The 19028-nt window shown below is 41.6% G+C and carries 20 protein-coding genes and 1 tRNA gene; 20 read left to right on the forward strand and 1 reads right to left on the reverse strand.

Annotation, left to right across the window (positions count from 1 at the left end; all coding sequences use genetic code 11):
* Positions 1 to 8 precede the first annotated feature (8 nt).
* The 11 genes from hisH (at position 9) to ABES02_RS10935 (ending at position 9539) form a co-directional block, all read left to right on the forward strand.
* Positions 9 to 638, forward strand: a complete 630-nt coding sequence (hisH, locus tag ABES02_RS10885; protein ID WP_430134155.1) for an imidazole glycerol phosphate synthase subunit HisH — start codon at positions 9 to 11, stop codon at positions 636 to 638.
* Positions 635 to 1366 (forward strand): 1-(5-phosphoribosyl)-5-[(5-phosphoribosylamino)methylideneamino]imidazole-4-carboxamide isomerase, encoded by a 732-nt coding sequence (hisA, locus tag ABES02_RS10890; RefSeq protein WP_430134157.1) that lies wholly within the window; start codon positions 635 to 637, stop codon positions 1364 to 1366. Before hisH ends, hisA begins: the two co-directional genes overlap by 4 nt.
* Positions 1363 to 2124, forward strand: coding sequence for an imidazole glycerol phosphate synthase subunit HisF (gene hisF / locus ABES02_RS10895; RefSeq protein WP_430134160.1), 762 nt, complete (start codon positions 1363 to 1365; stop codon positions 2122 to 2124). Before hisA ends, hisF begins: the two co-directional genes overlap by 4 nt.
* Entirely contained in the window at positions 2121 to 2738 is a 618-nt protein-coding gene (hisIE, locus tag ABES02_RS10900; protein WP_430134162.1) for a bifunctional phosphoribosyl-AMP cyclohydrolase/phosphoribosyl-ATP diphosphatase HisIE, read from the forward strand. Before hisF ends, hisIE begins: the two co-directional genes overlap by 4 nt.
* A 267-nt stretch (positions 2739 to 3005) precedes the next feature.
* Entirely contained in the window at positions 3006 to 4496 is a 1491-nt protein-coding gene (locus ABES02_RS10905; protein ID WP_430134165.1) for a tetratricopeptide repeat protein, read from the forward strand.
* 94 nt (positions 4497 to 4590) lie between these two features.
* Positions 4591 to 5541 carry a thioredoxin-disulfide reductase gene (gene trxB / locus ABES02_RS10910; protein ID WP_430134168.1) on the forward strand — a complete coding sequence of 317 codons (951 nt, stop codon included), beginning with the start codon at positions 4591 to 4593 and terminating at the stop codon, positions 5539 to 5541.
* Positions 5542 to 5844: 303 nt separating this feature from the next.
* Positions 5845 to 6303, forward strand: a complete 459-nt coding sequence (locus ABES02_RS10915; RefSeq protein WP_430134170.1) for an 8-oxo-dGTP diphosphatase — start codon at positions 5845 to 5847, stop codon at positions 6301 to 6303.
* 19 nt (positions 6304 to 6322) lie between these two features.
* The gene (gene rapZ / locus ABES02_RS10920) at positions 6323 to 7216 is read left to right on the forward strand and encodes an RNase adapter RapZ (protein ID WP_430134172.1); all 894 of its coding nucleotides are present in this window, start codon (positions 6323 to 6325) and stop codon (positions 7214 to 7216) included.
* Entirely contained in the window at positions 7213 to 8196 is a 984-nt protein-coding gene (locus ABES02_RS10925; protein ID WP_430134174.1) for a gluconeogenesis factor YvcK family protein, read from the forward strand. Before rapZ ends, ABES02_RS10925 begins: the two co-directional genes overlap by 4 nt.
* Before the next feature lie 67 nt (positions 8197 to 8263).
* Positions 8264 to 9214, forward strand: a complete 951-nt coding sequence (gene whiA / locus ABES02_RS10930; RefSeq protein ID WP_430134177.1) for a DNA-binding protein WhiA — start codon at positions 8264 to 8266, stop codon at positions 9212 to 9214.
* Between the two features lie 67 nt (positions 9215 to 9281).
* Positions 9282 to 9539 carry an HPr family phosphocarrier protein gene (locus ABES02_RS10935; RefSeq protein ID WP_430134179.1) on the forward strand — a complete coding sequence of 86 codons (258 nt, stop codon included), beginning with the start codon at positions 9282 to 9284 and terminating at the stop codon, positions 9537 to 9539.
* Between the two features lie 307 nt (positions 9540 to 9846).
* On the opposite strand, the gene clpP is transcribed toward ABES02_RS10935, so the two are convergent.
* Positions 9847 to 10452 (reverse strand): ATP-dependent Clp endopeptidase proteolytic subunit ClpP, encoded by a 606-nt coding sequence (gene clpP / locus ABES02_RS10940; RefSeq protein ID WP_430134182.1) that lies wholly within the window; start codon positions 10450 to 10452, stop codon positions 9847 to 9849.
* A 207-nt stretch (positions 10453 to 10659) separates the two neighbouring features.
* Here clpP and ABES02_RS10945 point away from each other — a divergent pair.
* The 9 genes from ABES02_RS10945 (at position 10660) to gpmI (ending at position 19020) form a co-directional block, all read left to right on the forward strand.
* Positions 10660 to 10731: transfer RNA gene (locus tag ABES02_RS10945), tRNA-Arg, on the forward strand.
* 251 nt (positions 10732 to 10982) lie between these two features.
* Complete coding sequence (locus ABES02_RS10950; RefSeq protein ID WP_430134185.1) at positions 10983 to 11441, forward strand: C40 family peptidase; 459 nt, start codon at positions 10983 to 10985, stop codon at positions 11439 to 11441.
* Positions 11442 to 11579: 138 nt separating this feature from the next.
* A complete protein-coding gene (gene rpoN / locus ABES02_RS10955) occupies positions 11580 to 12908 on the forward strand; it encodes an RNA polymerase factor sigma-54 (RefSeq protein ID WP_430134187.1) in 1329 nt (442 codons plus the stop codon).
* Positions 12909 to 12924: 16 nt separating this feature from the next.
* Complete coding sequence (locus tag ABES02_RS10960; protein ID WP_430134189.1) at positions 12925 to 13182, forward strand: glutaredoxin family protein; 258 nt, start codon at positions 12925 to 12927, stop codon at positions 13180 to 13182.
* A gap of 133 nt (positions 13183 to 13315) precedes the next feature.
* On the forward strand, positions 13316 to 14338 hold the full coding sequence (locus tag ABES02_RS10965) for a sugar-binding transcriptional regulator (protein ID WP_430134192.1): 1023 nt from the start codon (positions 13316 to 13318) through the stop codon (positions 14336 to 14338).
* A 50-nt stretch (positions 14339 to 14388) separates the two neighbouring features.
* Positions 14389 to 15396 carry a type I glyceraldehyde-3-phosphate dehydrogenase gene (gap, locus tag ABES02_RS10970; protein ID WP_430134195.1) on the forward strand — a complete coding sequence of 336 codons (1008 nt, stop codon included), beginning with the start codon at positions 14389 to 14391 and terminating at the stop codon, positions 15394 to 15396.
* Between the two features lie 125 nt (positions 15397 to 15521).
* Positions 15522 to 16706 (forward strand): phosphoglycerate kinase, encoded by a 1185-nt coding sequence (locus ABES02_RS10975; RefSeq protein WP_430134199.1) that lies wholly within the window; start codon positions 15522 to 15524, stop codon positions 16704 to 16706.
* Positions 16707 to 16733: 27 nt separating this feature from the next.
* Positions 16734 to 17495 carry a triose-phosphate isomerase gene (gene tpiA / locus ABES02_RS10980; protein WP_430134201.1) on the forward strand — a complete coding sequence of 254 codons (762 nt, stop codon included), beginning with the start codon at positions 16734 to 16736 and terminating at the stop codon, positions 17493 to 17495.
* On the forward strand, positions 17488 to 19020 hold the full coding sequence (gpmI, locus tag ABES02_RS10985) for a 2,3-bisphosphoglycerate-independent phosphoglycerate mutase (protein WP_430134204.1): 1533 nt from the start codon (positions 17488 to 17490) through the stop codon (positions 19018 to 19020). The genes tpiA and gpmI overlap by 8 nt, the downstream gene beginning before the upstream one ends.
* Positions 19021 to 19028 lie beyond the last annotated feature (8 nt).

Here is a 19028-nt window from a genome sequence, read left to right on the forward strand (position 1 = left end):
TGTTTTAAATGATTGGCATTGTAGACTATGGCATGGGGAATCTATTCAGCGTAAGCAAGGCCCTCGAACGGTTGGGTGCCGATTATTTCATTTCCGCTGATCAAAATAAATTGCTGCAGGCAGATGCGTTACTTCTCCCAGGAGTAGGTGCGTTTCGCGACGCGATGGAACGGCTGCCGGCTGACATGATCAAGGAATTTGCCGCAACAGGGAAACCGCTTCTCGGGATTTGCCTTGGCATGCAGCTGCTGTTTGAACAAAGTGAGGAAAATGGCTTAACTGAAGGACTTGGATTACTTCCGGGCCGTGTTCGCCGCTTCCCTGGCCGAACGCCAGAAGGTGAAATATACAAGGTTCCGCATATGGGATGGAACCGCCTTGAATTCGTGAAAGAATCACCGCTTTTAAAAAATCTTGAAGAAGATTATGTGTATTTCGTTCATTCCTATTATGTAAATGCTCAAAACTCCTCCGATGTCCTCCTTGCAAGAGCCGATTATCATGAACAGGTTTCGGCGGTCGTGGGCAGGGGGAATGTATTCGGGATGCAATTTCATCCTGAAAAAAGCAGTAAATTGGGGATGTCCCTTCTGGGGAATTTTTTAAAAATGGTAGAGGAAAGGAAAGCGGTACGATGAGCATTACGATATATCCAGCAATTGATATGCGAGGCGGCAATTGTGTCCGACTTTTGCAAGGTGATTATGATAAGGAAACCATTTATGGTGATTCGCCGTTTGATATGGCCGGGCGTTTTGCGGCGGAGGGGGCTGAATGGATTCACATGGTCGACCTTGACGGCGCTAAGGACGGCAAGCGGGTCAATGACCGTTTTGTAATTGAAGCTGCTCAAAAGCTAACCAACGTAAAAATTCAAATCGGCGGGGGCATTCGTTCTGAGGAAGATATCCTTCACTATCTTGAAAATGGCGTTGATCGAGTTATCATCGGTAGTATTGCCGTTTCTAATCCTGAGTTTGCTATCGAAATGATTAAAAAGTATGGTGCCCGCATCGCTATTGGCATTGATGCGAAAAATGGTTATGTCGCTACACATGGCTGGATCGATACTTCAGAATTAAAAGCGGTTGACCTTGGGAAACGATTGGCTGACGCCGGAGCAGACACGTTTATTTTTACCGATATTGCTACAGATGGAACGTTAGCTGGCCCAAATATTGCCGCTGTTTGTGAAATGGCCGAAGTGACGGGGAAAAATGTCATTGCTTCAGGTGGCGTCAGTAGTTTGGCGGATTTGCAAACTTTGTCTGCCGAGAAAGGAATCGGCGGAGCCATTGTCGGTAAAGCCCTTTATGAGAATCGTTTTACTTTGAAGGAAGCGTTGAAAGAGGTGGGAGCGAAATGACATTAACGAAACGAATCATCCCCTGCCTTGATGTAAAGGATGGACGTGTAGTAAAAGGCATTCAGTTTGTCAAGCTCCGTGACGCTGGGGATCCGGTCGAATTGGCTCGTTTTTACGATGAACAAGGAGCAGACGAGCTTGTTTTTCTCGATATTTCTGCATCGGTTGAAGGCAGAAAAACAATGGTGGAAGTCGTAAAAGCCGTCGCTTCTGAACTGGCGATTCCGTTTACTGTCGGCGGAGGCATTAATGCATTAGAGGATATGAAAAGAATTCTCCGAGCAGGAGCAGATAAGGTTTCTTTGAATACGGCAGCTGTATTGAATCCTGAATTAATCAGGGAAGGGGCCGACTTCTTTGGCTCCCAATGTATCGTCGTGGCTATTGATGCCAAGTTTAACGAAGAACTTGGTGAATGGCGGGTGTTTACCCATGGAGGCCGAACACCAACTGATAAAAAGGTAATTGAGTGGGCTCGGGAAGCAGCAGAGCTTGGTGCTGGAGAAATTTTACTAACGAGCATGGATAGTGATGGCGAGAAAAATGGATTTGATCTTGCTTTAACTAAAGCGGTTAGTGAAGCGGTGACGATACCGGTTATTGCCTCAGGCGGTGCCGGAAATGCCGGACACTTTGAAGATGCTTTTTTGGATGGAAAGGCCGATGCTGCGCTTGCGGCCTCGATTTTTCACTATAAAGAAACCTCAGTGCATGAAGTCAAAAGCTATTTGCGGGAAAAGGGAGTGACCGTTCGATGAACGTTCGATTTGATGAAAAGGGCCTTGTGCCTGCGATTATACAGGATGCTGGAACGAAAGAAGTACTAACCCTCGCCTATATGAACGAGGAGTCGCTCGCCAAAACAATTGAAACCGGAGAAACGTGGTTTTATAGCCGCTCTCGCCAGGAATTGTGGCATAAAGGAGCGACTAGCGGCAATACACAAAAGGTTGTCAGCCTGAACTATGACTGTGATCAAGATGCCATACTCGTGCTTGTTTATCCAAAAGGCCCTGCCTGTCATACTGGTTCAGTCAGCTGTTTTTCTGAGGGAGTTATGGAGCGAAAAACAAGCCTTGCAGACTATCAGATCTTACAAACGCTTGAAAAAGTGATTTTAGAGCGTGAAAAAGAGCGTCCAGAAGGTGCATATACCACTTACCTTTTTGAAAAAGGCGTCGATAAAATTTTGAAAAAAGTTGGCGAAGAGGCGGCCGAGGTAATTATCGCTGCGAAAAACCGCGACCATGAAGAACTTCGCTGGGAAGCTGCCGATTTGCTTTATCACTTGCAGGTCTTGTTAGTGGAACAGGGACTATCATTCAGCGATGTTTTGCGAACATTAGAAGAAAGACATAAGGACCGGTCCTAATGGGGATCGGTTTTTTTGTTTTTTGGAGGTAGAAAGGCACTTATTACAAATTTCCCGGCATTTACGAAGTATTTCCCAAGATTTACTACATAAATTTCACCACTTACTACATATTTCTTAAAACTTACGACATTTGTTGGATATATTTGTAAAAAATAGATTTTTCAAGATTGTACCGACTTCCTGCTTTTGAAGAATCATCCTCTTCTCGTACAAGTCCCATGTGTGTTATACTACATAAGTTATTAAAGGATGATGGAGGACTTCATGGTTAAAGACGCAAAAGCAAGAATTCAAAATGGGAAAATCCTTACCTTTGTTCCTACGGGGGAATATTATTTCACGAAAGGTTTAAAGGCATACCATCGACGGGATTTTACTAAAGCAAAAAAATATCTTGGGCGGGCGATACAGCTTGAGCCGGGTGAACCGATGATTACATGCCAGTTGGCGATTGTGTCAACAGAACTGGGCGAATTTGAAAATTCCAACCGACTCTTGCACCTCATCCTTGAAGAGCTTGATCCAGAAATGGTGGAGTGCCACTATTTTTTAGCAAATAATTATGCCCATTTGGGATTTTTTAAAGATGCTTATCATCATGCCAAGCTATATACACAGCTAGATCCGGATGGTGATTTTTCGGATGACACAGAAGAGTTGCTTGAGATACTTACTCTTGAATCCGATGAGCTTGAGGAAGAGCTTTATGAAGAGGATGACCTGATTGTCAAACAGGAACAGGCCCGTGATTTGTTAGAATCGGGATATTTTCCAAAGGCGATCGAGCTATTAAAGGATGTCGTCAAAGAATATCCGGAATACTGGTCTGCTTACAACAATTTAGCGCTTGCCTATTTTTACTTAGGAAAAGCAGAAAAAGCAAAAGCTATACTAGAAGATGTTTTAAAAAGGAATCCAGGGAATCTTCATGCCTTATGTAACATGCTTGTCTTCGCCCATTATCAAGGTCAGGCACAAAATGTTACGATACTGCTGGATGCCTTGAAAAAAATTCAACCGCTACTAAGTGAGCATCAATTTAAGCTTGGGGCTAGCTTTGCTTTAGTTGGTGAATATGAGCATGCCTATTTATGGTTGAAGAAGCTTTATAAGCATGGTTTTGATGGTGATGGCCCGTTCTATTACTGGCTTGCTTGTTCCGCTTATTATACGGGGAATGAAAATTTTGCCTTCAATATTTGGAAAAAGGTGCTTGAAATCAATCCTGATAAGGAAGGCTCAGAGCCATGGAACATGGATAAGAAGCACTCCTCCGGTTTTGAAGACCATTCCGGATCGATTTTTCAAAAACTCGAATCCGACTATGTCGAGGAGCGCTTGTTTGCCCTTTTCCTAACAACTGTTTCCGATAAAAAAGAGGAGATTCTCACCTCGAAACGGTTGATTCAAAACCAAAAATTCACGGCTCTTGAAAAAGAATACATTTCACTTATCCGCTCAGGAAGGCCTTCCGTGACTGCGGATGCCCAAGAAATTGCCGAGATTTTTTATGAAAGCCATCAACCAATCGGCACTATTGAGGCAGGTCTTTATTTGATGTGGTTTTCCTTGTTTATCGAAGTTTCCAGAACGAACGTTAGCTTGAAAAACAAACGTGCCTGGGCTGCCGCTGTGGAATATATCTGGCATAAACTGCGAAGTGAAAAAGTTTCGCAGCAGGAGATTGCCGACCGTTATGGAGTATCGCCGACAACCATCGGAAAATATGTAAAAGTGGTGAACCAATATTTATAGTAAGCATATTCGTGGACTATAAAACATTTGTTTTATACGATTAAGTTGGAAATACTAAACTTAATCGTTTTTTTTATTTAAGGAGTGATACTCGATGTCTGAAGAAAAAATTTATGACGTTATCATTGCCGGTGCGGGCCCTGCGGGGATGACCGCGGCTGTATATACATCACGTGCAAATCTTTCTACACTTATGATTGAACGCGGTATGCCGGGCGGCCAGATGGCCAATACCGAGGACGTTGAAAACTATCCGGGTTTTGAAAGCATTTTAGGCCCCGATTTATCTACCAAAATGTTTGAGCATGCCAAAAAATTTGGAGCTGAATATGCCTATGGCGACATTAAAGAAATCGTGGACCATGGTGACTACAAGGTTGTGACCGCTGGTTCTAAGCAATATAAAGCCTACTCTGTGATCATTTCAACCGGTGCAGAGTATAAAAAAGTCGGCGTTCCAGGTGAAAAAGAACTTGGCGGCCGTGGTGTTTCTTATTGTGCTGTTTGTGATGGAGCGTTCTTTAAAGGAAAAGAACTGTATGTCATTGGCGGAGGGGACTCTGCGGTGGAAGAGGGTGTCTATTTAACCCGTTTTGCATCAAAAGTAACCATCGTGCATCGCCGTGACCAGCTTCGCGCGCAAAAAATTCTCCAAGATCGTGCATTTGCCAATGAAAAGGTTGATTTTATTTGGAATCATACCATTAAGTCAATCAATGACAAGAACGGCAAGGTCGGCAGTGTTACGCTTGTATCGACAGAAAATGGTGAGGAGAAAGAATTACCGGCAGATGGCGTGTTTATTTATATCGGTATGGTGCCTTTATCTAAGCCTTTTGAGAGCCTGGGAATCACTAATGAAAATGGATATATCGAAACGAATGAATTGATGGAAACGAAGGTACCGGGTATTTTTGCGGCCGGAGACATCCGTGAAAAAACACTTCGTCAAATAGTGACGGCTACAGGGGATGGCAGCATTGCTGCATCAAGTGCCGCCCATTTTGTGGAAGAATTAAAAGAAGAAATGAAGTTAAAACAATAATACGGATTCGCAAACGTTTTCAAAAAAGTAACTCTGTTTTAATTCTCCTGTAACAGTAGTGAAATATTGATAAGGTATGATTAGAGAAATTGACCCCCTTTAAAAATATATACCTTTTCCAGCGCAGGTCCAGCAGCCCTGCGCTATTTTTTTGCCCCAAGAATGAATTTCCAATTAAAAGCTAACCATGGTATTAAACAGAAAATTATTAACAGAAATATCGAATTTGTATTCATTGTGACTGCTTCCTAAAAATAGTATAATGAAATGAATTATACTAGGATATCTAGAGGGTGAAGAACAATGCAGCGCGTCACCAATTGCGTATTGATAAGAGACGATAAAATATTGTTGCTGCAGAAACCGAGGCGCGGCTGGTGGGTTGCTCCGGGCGGAAAAATGGAGCCAGGCGAATCGGTTCGGGACTCTTGCATCAGGGAATACCGTGAAGAAACGGGAATATATTTAAAAAACCCACAATTAAAAGGAATTTTCACCTTCATCATGAAGGAAGGCGACCAGCTTTTATCCGAATGGATGATGTTCACGTTTGTGGCCTCTGATTCAGACGGATTGGATTTAGATGAATCCGATGAAGGTAAGCTGGAATGGCAACCAATCAGCCAGATTAAAAACCTGCCAATGGCAGCTGGTGATTATCATATTATTGATTATATGGTTCATGGAAAAGGAATCATTTACGGTACTTTTACTTATACAAAAGATTTTAGTCTTATTAGTTATCGATTAGATCCAAGCTAAATAATAGGGGGAATAGGAAATGAGTACCGGTTCGACAAGCGACACTCAGATGGTCATTATTACCGGAATGTCCGGAGCTGGAAAGACAGTGGCAATTCAAAGCTTTGAAGATTTGGGATTCTTCTGTGTCGACAATTTGCCTCCTACGCTGCTTCCGAAATTCCTCGAACTTATGAAGGAATCAGGGAATAAAATGAATAAAGTTGCCCTCGTCATGGATTTAAGAGGCAGAGAATTTTTCGATCACCTGTTTAAAGCTCTAGATGATCTGGCAGAAACTTCCTGGGTGAATCCGCAGATTTTATTTTTAGATTCGGATGATGCAACATTAGTCCGGAGATATAAGGAGACAAGACGCTCACATCCGCTTGCGCCATCTGGTTCTCCACTTGAAGGCATTACCCTTGAACGTGAGCTCCTTGAAGAGTTAAAAGGACGTGCCCAATTAATTTACAACACTTCCCAGATGAAACCACGTGAATTACGTGAGAAGATATTAACGGAATTTACCGCGAATAAACAATTAATTTTTACTGTCAATGTCATGTCGTTTGGCTTTAAACATGGGATTCCAATTGACGCCGACCTTGTATTCGATGTACGCTTCCTGCCGAATCCTCATTATATCGAGCATATGCGTCCGAAAACTGGCCTGGATGAAGACGTCTCCAGCTATGTTTTAAAGTGGAATGAGACGCATAAATTTTTGGAAAAAGTAACGGACCTGCTGAGCTTCATGCTTCCTCATTATAAAAGAGAGGGGAAAGCTCAGCTCGTGATTGCGATTGGCTGTACAGGTGGGCAGCATCGTTCCGTGGCGTTAGCTGAATATATTGGCCGCTTTTTCCAAAATGATTATAAAACTTGTGTTTCACATCGTGACATTGAGAGGAGAAAGGATAAAACAACATGAGAGAGTTAAGACAGCCTCGCATTGTCGTCATTGGCGGGGGGACAGGATTGCCGGTATTATTGCGTGGTTTAAAGCAGTATCCTGTTGATATTACCGCCATTGTGACAGTTGCCGATGACGGGGGAAGCTCCGGACGGCTGCGCGAGGACCTGCATATCCCTCCTCCTGGTGACATTCGCAATGTTTTAGCATCACTTTCAGATGTTGAACCGCTTGTTGAAGAAATGTTTCAGCATCGTTTCAATACATCGAATGAACTTTCTGGCCATTCGCTTGGGAATTTAATCTTGGCTGCGATGACGTCCATCACGGGAAATTTTGTTCATGCCATCCAAGAAATGAGTAAAATCCTGAATGTGCGAGGAAAAGTGTTACCTGCCGCAAACCAAAGTGTTATTTTACATGCGGAAATGGAAGATGGCACAGTTGTTTCAGGGGAATCGAAAATTCCTTACTCTGGTAAAAAAATAAAGAAGGTCTTTATGACGCCACAAAATATCCGGCCATTACCAGAAACCATCCAAGCCATCAGGCAGGCTGATTTAATCATTATCGGTCCAGGAAGCTTATATACGAGTATATTGCCCAATTTGCTCGTTCCTCGTTTAGGGGATGAGGTGTGCAAGTCGCATGCCAAAAAGGTGTATATTTGTAATTTGATGACCCAGGCCGGGGAAACGCATGGATATTCCGCCAGCGAACATGTGAAGGCTCTATATAATCACATGAGCTGTACCTTTATTGATACCATCCTTGTCAATAATGAAGAAGTTCCACCCGATGTGCAGCTCCGCTACAAAGAAGAGCTGGCCCAGCCGGTGGCATACGATTTGCCGGAGCTTTTCGAGCTTGGAATTGAAGTCGTACATGCTGATATCGCCTATTTAGAAAATGGTGCACTAAGGCATGATCCAAAAAAAGTTGCAAAAATTTTATATAATTTGCTGATTACTGAAACCAAAAAGAGGTATAAAGCGTAAATAAGATATGTTTGTTTAAAATGTTTTTTTACAAAAGATTGTAATTGTTTAATTGGGGGTGAGGGGAATGTCTTTCGCTTCGGAAACGAAAAAAGAATTAACTAACTTGGAAGTGAAAACTTGCTGTATTCATGCAGAGCTGTCAGCTTTAATCCGCATGAACGGTTCCCTTTCCTTTTCAAATCGTAAGTTAGTTGTCGATATTCAAACCGAAAATGCGGCGATTGCCAGACGAATTTATACGCTATTGAAAAAAAGCTACCAAGTTCAGGTAGAATTGCTTGTTCGAAAGAAAATGCGCTTAAAAAAGAATAATGTCTACATTGTGCGTTTATCTGAGCAAGCAAAAGAAATTCTAGAAGACACGAAAATTCTTGGAGAAGGATTCACCTTCATTCATGATATTGCGTCAGAATTAATTAAAAAGAAGTGTTGTAAGCGTTCTTATTTACGCGGGGCTTTTCTCGCGGGAGGATCTGTCAATAATCCAGAAACATCTTCTTATCATTTAGAAATTGCTTCGCTTTATAAAGAACATAATGATTCTTTGTGCGAATTAATGAATACATTTGGGCTTAACAGTAAAACGCTCGAGCGGAAGAAAGGCTTTATTACTTATTTAAAGGAAGCCGAGAAAATTACCGAGTTTTTAAATATCATCGGTGCCCACAACGCGCTTCTTCGCTTTGAGGACGTAAGAATCGTCAGAGATATGAGGAACTCAGTTAATCGTCTTGTAAACTGTGAAACCGCCAACCTTAATAAAACCATTGGCGCTTCGATACGTCAGGTTGAAAATATCCGCTTTATCGATCACACGGTGGGCTTGCAAATTTTGCCTGATAAGCTAAGAGAAATTGCTGAACTACGTTTGAATTACACCGATGTTACCTTAAAAGAACTAGGTGAAATGGTTTCCGGCGGTACCATTAGTAAATCGGGAATTAACCATCGCTTAAGAAAAATTGATGAAATTGCTGAGAAGCTCCGTGTCGGGGAATTGGAAGTACGAAACTAGAATAGTTTGTGAAATTTTGAATAAGCTTCAAAGATATAAAGAGAAAAAACACGAGGAGGAATATGAAATGTTAGTGAAAGAAGTAGAAGTAAAATTGAAATCAGGTCTTCAAGCGCGTCCAGCGGCCCTTTTTGTACAAGAAGCCAACCGTTTTTCTGCTGATATTTTTCTAGAGAAGGACGGTAAAAAAGTAAATGCAAAAAGCATCATGGGCTTAATGAGTCTGGCTGTCGGTTCAGGAGTTGTCATCAATATTATTGCTGACGGCGATGACGAAGAAAACGCCATCCATGCGTTGGCTGATTTTATTCTGAAGGAACAATAATAATAAGGGGGAGGCTCTTTATCTAGTGCCGAACCCTTTTTTATTTTGGGTTTAGAGTGCAGTGCCCGTGAGATGTAAAAAAAGGATTCGGCGGTCACTGTGGAGAGCTGATAGTGCCCGTGAGAGGTCAAAAAGGAAGTTGTCGGTCACTGTAGAGAGCTGATAGTGCCCGTGAGATGTAAAAAAGGATTCGGCGGTCACTGTGGAGAGCTGACAGTGCCCGTGAGAGGACAAAAATGAGGTCGGCGGTCACTGTGGCAATGAAATCAAAAAAAGCAACCGGCCATAAAGCCGATTGCTCAAACAATTACTTCTTATTTTTCTCATCAAGTAAATTACGTGTAATGATGTGGTCAACTAGACCATATTCTTTCGCACGTTCAGCTGTCATGAAGTTATCGCGGTCAGTATCCTTACTGATTACTTCAAGCGACTGTCCAGTACGTTCCGCTAGAATACCATTTAATTTTTCGCGAAGGAAGAGGATGCGTTTAGCCGCAATCTCGATTTCCGTTGCCTGTCCTTGAGCGCCGCCAAGTGGTTGGTGAATCATGACTTCTGCGTTCGGAAGCGCATAACGCTTGCCTTTTTCCCCTGCAGCAAGTAAGAATGCTCCCATGGATGCTGCCATACCAATACAAATTGTTTGTACGTTTGGCTTAATAAACTGCATTGTATCATAAATCGCCATACCGGCTGTGATACTTCCGCCAGGGCTGTTGATATACAAGGATATATCTTTTTCTGGGTTATCGGCTTCAAGGAATAATAATTGCGCAACAATGCTGTTTGCTACATGATCATCGATGGCGCTGCCAAGCATGATAATCCGGTCTTTTAACAGACGGGAATAAATGTCATATGCTCTTTCGCCACGGTTCGTTTGTTCAATAACTGTAGGGATCAAATTCATGTTTCTTCCTCCTTTGATTAGAAAAGGTAAAAATACTATGTATAGTTATCATACACTGGATGGTCAATAAAGGTCAAACAGTTTGACTTTAAAAATGTTCGACAGCTTTCCCTAATTCATCTTATCCAGTTTAGTTCATTTTAAACCCATTCTTTACTTGCAAAGTTGAGAATTCTAGCATATAATATGTAAGTCGCTAATATATTTGCGCTCGTGGTGCAACGGATAGCACGTAAGATTCCGGTTCTTAAAATGGGGGTTCGATTCCCTCCGAGCGCGTCAATGAGCCTAAGAAAAAAACAGTGTTTCTGCGAATTAATAATCGTGGGATACTGTTTTTTTATGAAAAGTGTCGATTTTTTTTGTAAAATGGCATTTTTCTAATGTTTTTAAAGGGAATTATACAAAATTCTATTAATATTTTAATTAAAAGTCGAAATTTGTAATATAATTGTAATTTACCTGTCACGTCCTTGTTACTCACATTTTGTATATTGTAAGTAACAAGAATCGGCAGGGGGATTAACTAAATGTTAAAAAAAATATTCGGAGTACTTTCATTCACAATTTTACTTACTACATTTTTGTTTGCGTTTATATCCCCGAGTGATAAGGCGGCGGCAGCACCATATCATACAAAAGCAATCTCAGTGGCAAAATCCAATCTTGGCGTTCCATATAGATATGGCGGGATAACACCAAAAGGTTTTGACTGTTCAGGTCTTGTTAAATATTCGTTCGGACAAGCAGGTAAAGTATTACCACGAACTGCTTCTGACATGTATTACTCAAAAGGTACCCGTGTTAGTTCGTTACAGGTTGGAGACTTAATGTTTTTTGCACCTAATAAAGCTAGCAAGCCTACACATGTAGCCATTTACATCGGAAACGGACAAATGATCCAATCTGCATCGTCCAAGGGTGTATCCATAGCTAATATAAGCAACGTTTATTGGAAACCAAGATATATTGGTGCAAAACGAATCTAAATAGTATATACAAAATAAAATGCCCCCTGTTTACCCAAAACAGGGGGTTTAAATTTTTCCTAGAAAAACACTATTAACAATTTCCATACCCCAAAACCCCCACTTTCATGTAAAATAGAAAATAAGGGGGAGATGGACATGAATTTAAAGGCAGGATTATGGCAGCAGCAGACGTTAAAACTCGCGATGACACAGGAATTGACTCAGGCCATTGCATTATTACAATACTCAGCTCAGGAGCTGACTGCTTTTTTAGAAAATAAGGCGCTTGAAAATCCCCTTATCCAAGTTGACCATGCGAATGTGCAGCCGATGAATCCCCTAATCGACCGCAATCGCCGTAAACATCAAAAAGTGGAAAAAGACTGGATTGAACAAATTGCCGAAAAGAAATATTCTATTGAAGAGCAATTAATCTCTCAATTAAACATAAAAAAAATGCCGGCAGAGCAATTAAACGTCATCCGTTATCTTATACAGAATCTCGATGAAAACGGTTACTTCCTAGGAGACATAAGTGAAATTGCTAAAAACCTCAAAGTGTCCGAGGAGTTAGTTGAGGAAGGCTTAGCCGTACTGCAAACGCTCGAGCCAGCAGGAATCGGTGCAAGAAACCTTCAAGAATGCCTGCTGATGCAAATCTATTATGAAAATCCAAATAACGAACTAGCTCTAAATATCATAACAAACTACTTTGTTCCCTTTGCTGAAAAGAAATGGAAGCAAATAGCCAAGGAACTTCAAGTTACTTTAAAGGACATTCAGGATGTTTTCGATGAGATCCAGCTGCTAAACCCTAAGCCAGGGGCCACATTAATCGGGGGAACCGCAAACGCTGCCTATATTACTCCCGATGCAATTATTGAACAAACAGCTGAGGGGCTAACGGTCCGCATGTTTGATGATCCCATTCCAAGGATAAGCTTTAATGAATCGTATTACCAAAAATTCAAAAATCAGGACCAGCAGGTGAGTCGCTTTTTACAGGAAAAATTCCAGGACTATCAGTGGATATTAAAAAGCATTGAACAACGGAAAGAGACGCTTACCAACGTTGTAGCCAAGATTGTTGAAAAACAGCCTTCCTTTTTTCAAAAAGGAGCGCAATATTTGGTGCCGATGACCATGAAGGAAGTCGCTGCTGAACTAGACATTCATGAATCAACAGTCAGCCGTGCAGTTCGTGAAAAATACGTTCAAACGCCAATTGGGACTTATACCTTGAAATCATTTTTTACCAGTACCATTCAAACCGTGTCGGAGGATGAAGGCACTTCATCCACCCAAGTTAAGAATTCCATTAGCAAATTAATAGAAAAAGAGAATAAAGAAAAACCGCTTTCGGATCAGGAGATTGTCGTGCAATTAAAAACATTAGAAGGAATTGTGGTTTCACGGCGAACCATCGCCAAATACCGCGACCAGCTCGGAATTCCATCTTCATCTAAAAGAAAAAGATTTATGTAATGAAAGGAATTCAACAATGAAACAATCAACGATAACATTGTATACGCGAAATCGCTGCCCTTTGTGTGATAAAGCGAAATCCACACTTCTTGAGCTTAAAGAGGAGTGGAATTTTGTGCTCAATGAAATCGATATCGAACAAAGTGATGAATTAACGGAGCTCTACGGATTGATGATTCCAGTTGTTCACCTCGATGGAGAAGAGGTTGCGTATGGCATCGTTAACAAATTTGACATAGGTAACCGTTTACAAGAAAAAAAGGCTGATTTATAAGTTGAAATAGGTTTTCACTCCTGTTACAATGAAAAATGTAGCAAGGGTGAATTTTTTTTGGAATAGGTGGGACATAATATGTCTATGGTGGACATTTTTTGACCAGCAACATATTATAAAGGAGCATGTTATCATGCAGTCATTCATCGATATTACCAAAAGATTATTACCCGATTTTCTTCAAGTTCTGCAAAAACGGCATTCGATCCTACGGTACATAGGTTTTATGCAGCCAGTAGGAAGAAGGAGTTTAGCAGTAAGCCTTGGTTTTACTGAAAGAATTCTTCGTAGTGAAGTAGACTTCCTCAAAGAGCAAAATCTTATTTATATCAACAATGTGGGAATGAGTTTAACTGCTGAGGGGAAAAATTTACTGGAAGATTTAGAAGGCTTAATGCGCGAGTTAAAAGGTATAGATGTCATGGAGTTGGAATTAAAACACCGCCTTGGCATTAGAAAAGTTATTATTGTACCTGGCGACAGTGATGAGTCCTCCATGGTAAAAGGTGAATTAGGCAAGGCATGCGCAGCCTGTATGAAAAAGTTGCTTGAAGGTAAAAATATCATCGCAGTAACTGGCGGTTCAACAATGGCTGCTGTTGCAGAACGATTAACACCAGAATTTTCCGATAAAGAATTGTTGTTTGTTCCAGCCCGCGGCGGAGTGGGGGAAGATGTTCAAAATCAAGCGAACACAATCAGCTCGATTATGTCCAATAACACCCATTCAAAGCATCGTGTCTTTTATGTTCCCGATCAGGTTAGCATGGATATTTACGAATCCCTGATCAAAGAGCCTGACATTCACGACGTTTTAAATCTAATCAGGTCTGCAAGCATGGTTCTACACGGAATTGGGGATGCTATCACAATGGCCGAGCGCAGAAAAACAAGCCCCGAATTGTTAAATAAGCTTGAAAATGAGAAGGCTGCGTCGGAAGCATTTGGTTATTATTTTAATGAAGAAGGCGAGATTGTCCACAAGGTTATGACGATTGGACTTCAACTAGAAGATTTGGCAAACATACCAAATGTGATTGCGGTCGCAGGAGGAGCCTCTAAGGCAAAGGCAATCAAAGCTTATATGAAAAAAGCGCCAGCATCGACGATTTTAATCACCGATGAAGGTGTCGCAACGAGGTTATTGAAAGGGTAAATCCTTTTTAAAAAATATATCTTTACCCAAATAAAAGGAGGAAATTTATCATGACAGTTAAAGTTGGAATTAATGGATTTGGACGTATTGGTCGTAACGTATTTCGTGCGGCTTTAAAACATAGCGGTGTGGAAATCGTGGCAATTAACGATTTAACAGATGCAAACATGCTTGCTCACCTTTTAAAATATGACACTGTTCACGGAACTCTTGCTGAGGATGTTACAGTTGACGGTGAATACTTAGTCGTTGGCGGACACAAAGTAAAGGTTATCGCTGAGCGCGATCCTGCACAACTTGGCTGGGGCGAACTTGGAGTTGACATAGTAGTAGAATCAACTGGCCGTTTCACAAAGCGTGAAGACGCTGCGAAACACCTTGAAGCAGGCGCTAAGAAAGTTATCATTTCTGCTCCAGCTTCTAACGAAGATATCACAATCGTTATGGGTGTTAACGAAGACAAGTACGATGCTGCTAACCACCATGTACTTTCAAACGCTTCTTGTACAACAAACTGCTTAGCACCATTTGCAAAAGTGTTAAATGATCAATTTGGTATTGTACGCGGTATGATGACTACTATTCACTCATACACAAATGACCAACAAATCCTTGACTTGCCGCACAAAGACTACCGTCGTGCCCGTGCAGCAGCTGAAAACATGATTCCAACTTCAACTGGTGCAGCAAAAGCGGTTTCTCTTGTATTACCAGAACTTAAGGGTAAATTAAACGGTATGGCAGTTCGTGTTCCAACTCCGAACGTGTCACTTGTTGACTTAGTAGTAGAATTAGAAAAAGATGTAACGGCAGAAGACGTAAACGCAGCGTTAAAAGCAGCAGCTGAAGGTCCATTGAAAGGAATTCTTGTTTACAGTGAACTTCCACTAGTTTCTACTGACTACAACGGAAGCACACAATCTTCTACAGTTGATGGATTGTCAACAATGGTTCTTGAAGGCAACATGGTAAAAGTATTATCTTGGTACGACAACGAAGTTGGTTACTCAAACCGTGTTGTTGACCTAGTTGATTACATTGCTGCAAAAGGCCTATAAGATTGGATTGAATTTCCAATAATAAATCATTTATAATGGTTAATGGTATTCCAAGGGGAGTGGGGAGGATTCCCCCTCTCCTTTTTTAATGCAAGTCACTACCTACATAGCAGGAGGTCCTTTACTTGAACAAGAAAACCTTAAAAGATGTCGATGTAAAAGGCAAACGCGTATTTTGCCGAGTGGATTTCAACGTACCGATGCAAGATGGTAAAATTACAGACGAAACACGAATTCGTGCCGCATTACCAACAATCCAATATCTAGTGGAGAATGGTGCGAAAGTGATTTTAGCGAGCCATTTTGGTCGTCCAAAAGGTAAAGTGGTTGAAGAAATGCGCTTGACTCCAGTTGGCGTTAGACTTTCTGATCTTCTTGGAAAAGAAGTGAAAAAGGCAGACGAAGCCTATGGTGATTCTGTAAAAGCATTGATTGACACGATGAATGAAGGCGATGTTCTTCTTCTTGAAAATGTTCGTTTCTATCCTGGTGAAGAAAAGAATGACCCAGAGTTAGCAAAAGCGTTTGCTGAGCTTGCTGATGTATATGTGAACGATGCTTTTGGTGCCGCTCACCGTGCCCATGCTTCAACTGAAGGTGTTGCCCATTATCTCCCTGCCGTTTCAGGCTTTTTAATGGAAAAAGAACTTGAAGTTCTTGGCAAAGCTCTTTCCAATCCAGAGCGTCCATTTACAGCGATTATCGGCGGTGCGAAAGTGAAGGACAAGATTGGTGTTATTGAAAATCTTCTAGAACTAGTTGATAACCTGATTATCGGCGGTGGACTTGCTTATACGTTTGTCAAAGCTCAAGGTCATGAAATCGGTAAATCACTGTTAGAAGCCGACAAAATTGACCTAGCTAAATCGTTTATGGAAAAAGCAAAACAAAAAGGCGTTAATTTCTATATGCCAGTAGATGCTGTGATTGCTGATGATTTCTCAGCAGATGCCAATTCAAAGGTAGTTTCTATTGAAGAAATTCCTGCAGACTGGGAAGCTCTTGATATCGGTCCTAAGACAGCAGATATCTATCGTGATGTCATTCAAAAATCAAAGCTAGTGATTTGGAACGGACCAATGGGTGTGTTCGAAATTGATAAGTTTGCTGGTGGAACAAAAGCTGTTGCAGAAGCACTTGCAGAAGCTGAAGGCACTTATTCTGTAATCGGTGGCGGAGATTCCGCAGCAGCGGTTGAAAAGTTTAACTTAGCTGAAAAAATGAGCCATATTTCCACAGGCGGCGGTGCCTCACTTGAATTTATGGAAGGAAAAGCTCTGCCAGGCGTAGTGGCATTGAACGATAAATAATTTTTTCACAAGAAAGGATGTGCCTTGATGCGTAAACCTATCATTGCAGGAAACTGGAAAATGAACAAAACCGCTTCTGAAGCAAAAAGCTTTGCAGAAGAAGTAAAAGGACTTGTACCCGCTCCAGATAAGATGGATTCTGTTATTTGTGCACCTGCTTTATTTTTACAAAACCTTGTAGAAGTGACTGCAGGCAGCGATGTGAAAATTGGCGGACAAAACATGCACTTTGAAGAAAGCGGTGCGTTTACAGGGGAAATCAGCCCGAAAGCACTTGCTGACCTGGGTGTACAATATGTGATTATTGGTCACTCTGAACGCCGTGAAATGTTCAATGAAACAGATGAGTCTGTTAACAAAAAAACGCTTGCTGCATTTACACACAGCCTAACGCCAATCGTTTGCTGCGGCGAAACGTTAGAACAACGTGAAAACGGCGAAACAAACCAATTAGTTGGCGATCAGGTTGCAAAAGCTTTAGCAGGATTAACAGATGATCAAGTAAAACAAACAGTTATTGCATACGAACCAATTTGGGCGATCGGAACTGGAAAATCATCCACATCTAAAGATGCTAATGATGTCTGTGCCCATATCCGTCAAGTGATTGCACAGCAATTTTCACAAGATGTTGCCGATGCAGTAAGAATTCAATACGGCGGCAGCGTAAAACCAGAAAATATTAAAGAATACATGGCAGAGTCGGACATTGATGGTGCACTAGTAGGCGGAGCAAGCCTTGAAGCACAATCATTCTTGCAATTACTGGAGGCAGGAAAGTATGAGTAAATCTCCAGTTGCTCTCATCATCCTTGATGGATTCGGATGCAGGGGCGAAACGAAAGGGAATGCGGTCGCTCAGTCGAAAAAACCAAACTTTGACCGTTTTTGGAGCACGTTTCCACATTCTCACTTAACAGCTTCTGGTGAGGCAGTCGGTCTTCCTGAAGGCCAAATGGGTAACTCTGAGGTTGGTCACTTGAATATCGGAGCAGGACGTATTGTTTACCAAAGCTTAACACGCGTAAACATTGCCATCCGTGAAGGGGAATTTGAAAAAAACGAAACCTTTACCGGAGCAATGGAGCATGCAAAGAAGAACGGCACGGCTCTGCATTTGTTCGGTCTTCTTTCAGACGGAGGCGTTCACAGCCATATCAGTCATATGTTTGCCCTTTTGAAGCTTGCTAAAGAAGAAGGTGTCGAAAAGGTTTACGTTCACGCATTCTTAGATGGCCGTGATGTTGGGCCTAAAACGGCAGCAACATATATTCAACAGACATTGGACAAAATGAAAGAGTATGGTGTCGGTGAAATTGCCACCATTTCTGGAAGATACTATTCAATGGACAGGGATAAGCGCTGGGAACGCGTTGAAAAATCCTATCGTTCAATGGTTTATGGTGAAGGACCATCATATAGCAATCCGTTAGAGGTTGTTGAGGATTCCTACTCTCATGGGATTTTTGACGAATTCGTTCTTCCATCTGTGATTACCAAAGAAGATGGTCAGCCGGTTGCAACCATTCAGGATAATGATGCTGTTATTTTTTATAACTTCCGTCCAGATCGCGCAATTCAAATTTCTAACACATTCACAAACGATGATTTCCGTGACTTTGACCGCGGACCTATGCATCCGAAACATTTATACTTTGTCTGCTTAACTCACTTCAGTGAATCAGTAGATGGTTATGTGGCTTTTAAACCAACAAACCTAGATAACACATTAGGCGAAATACTGTCCCAAAATAATTTAAAACAGTTACGTATCGCGGAAACGGAAAAATATCCTCATGTTACTTTCTTTATGAGTGGCGGCCGTGAAGCGAAATTCCCTGGAGAAGAGCGGATTTTAATCAACTCTCCTAAGGTCGCTACCTATGACCTTCAGCCGGAAATGAGCGCGTACGAGGTAACAGATGCCTTAATGAACGAAATTCAAAATGATAAATTCGATGCCATTATCTTAAATTTCGCAAACCCTGATATGGTAGGACATTCAGGAATGCTAGAGCCAACTATTAAAGCGATAGAAACTGTGGATGAATGCTTAGGGAAAATTGTTGATTTAATCCTTGAAAAAGGCGGATCGGCCATTATCACAGCCGACCATGGCAACGCTGACGAAGTCGTAACACTTGAAGGCGAACCAATGACGGCGCACACAACAAATCCTGTACCTGTCATCATTACCAAACAGGGTGTAGAATTACGTGAAGGCGGAATCCTTGGGGATTTAGCACCAACCATGTTAGACTTACTAAATGTTGAAAAACCAGCAGAAATGACTGGGACTTCATTAATTAAATAATATTATTA

Source organism: Neobacillus pocheonensis (assembly GCF_050477905.1).
In the GTDB taxonomy this organism is placed as follows: Bacteria; Bacillota; Bacilli; order Bacillales; family Cytobacillaceae; genus Neobacillus; species Neobacillus pocheonensis_A.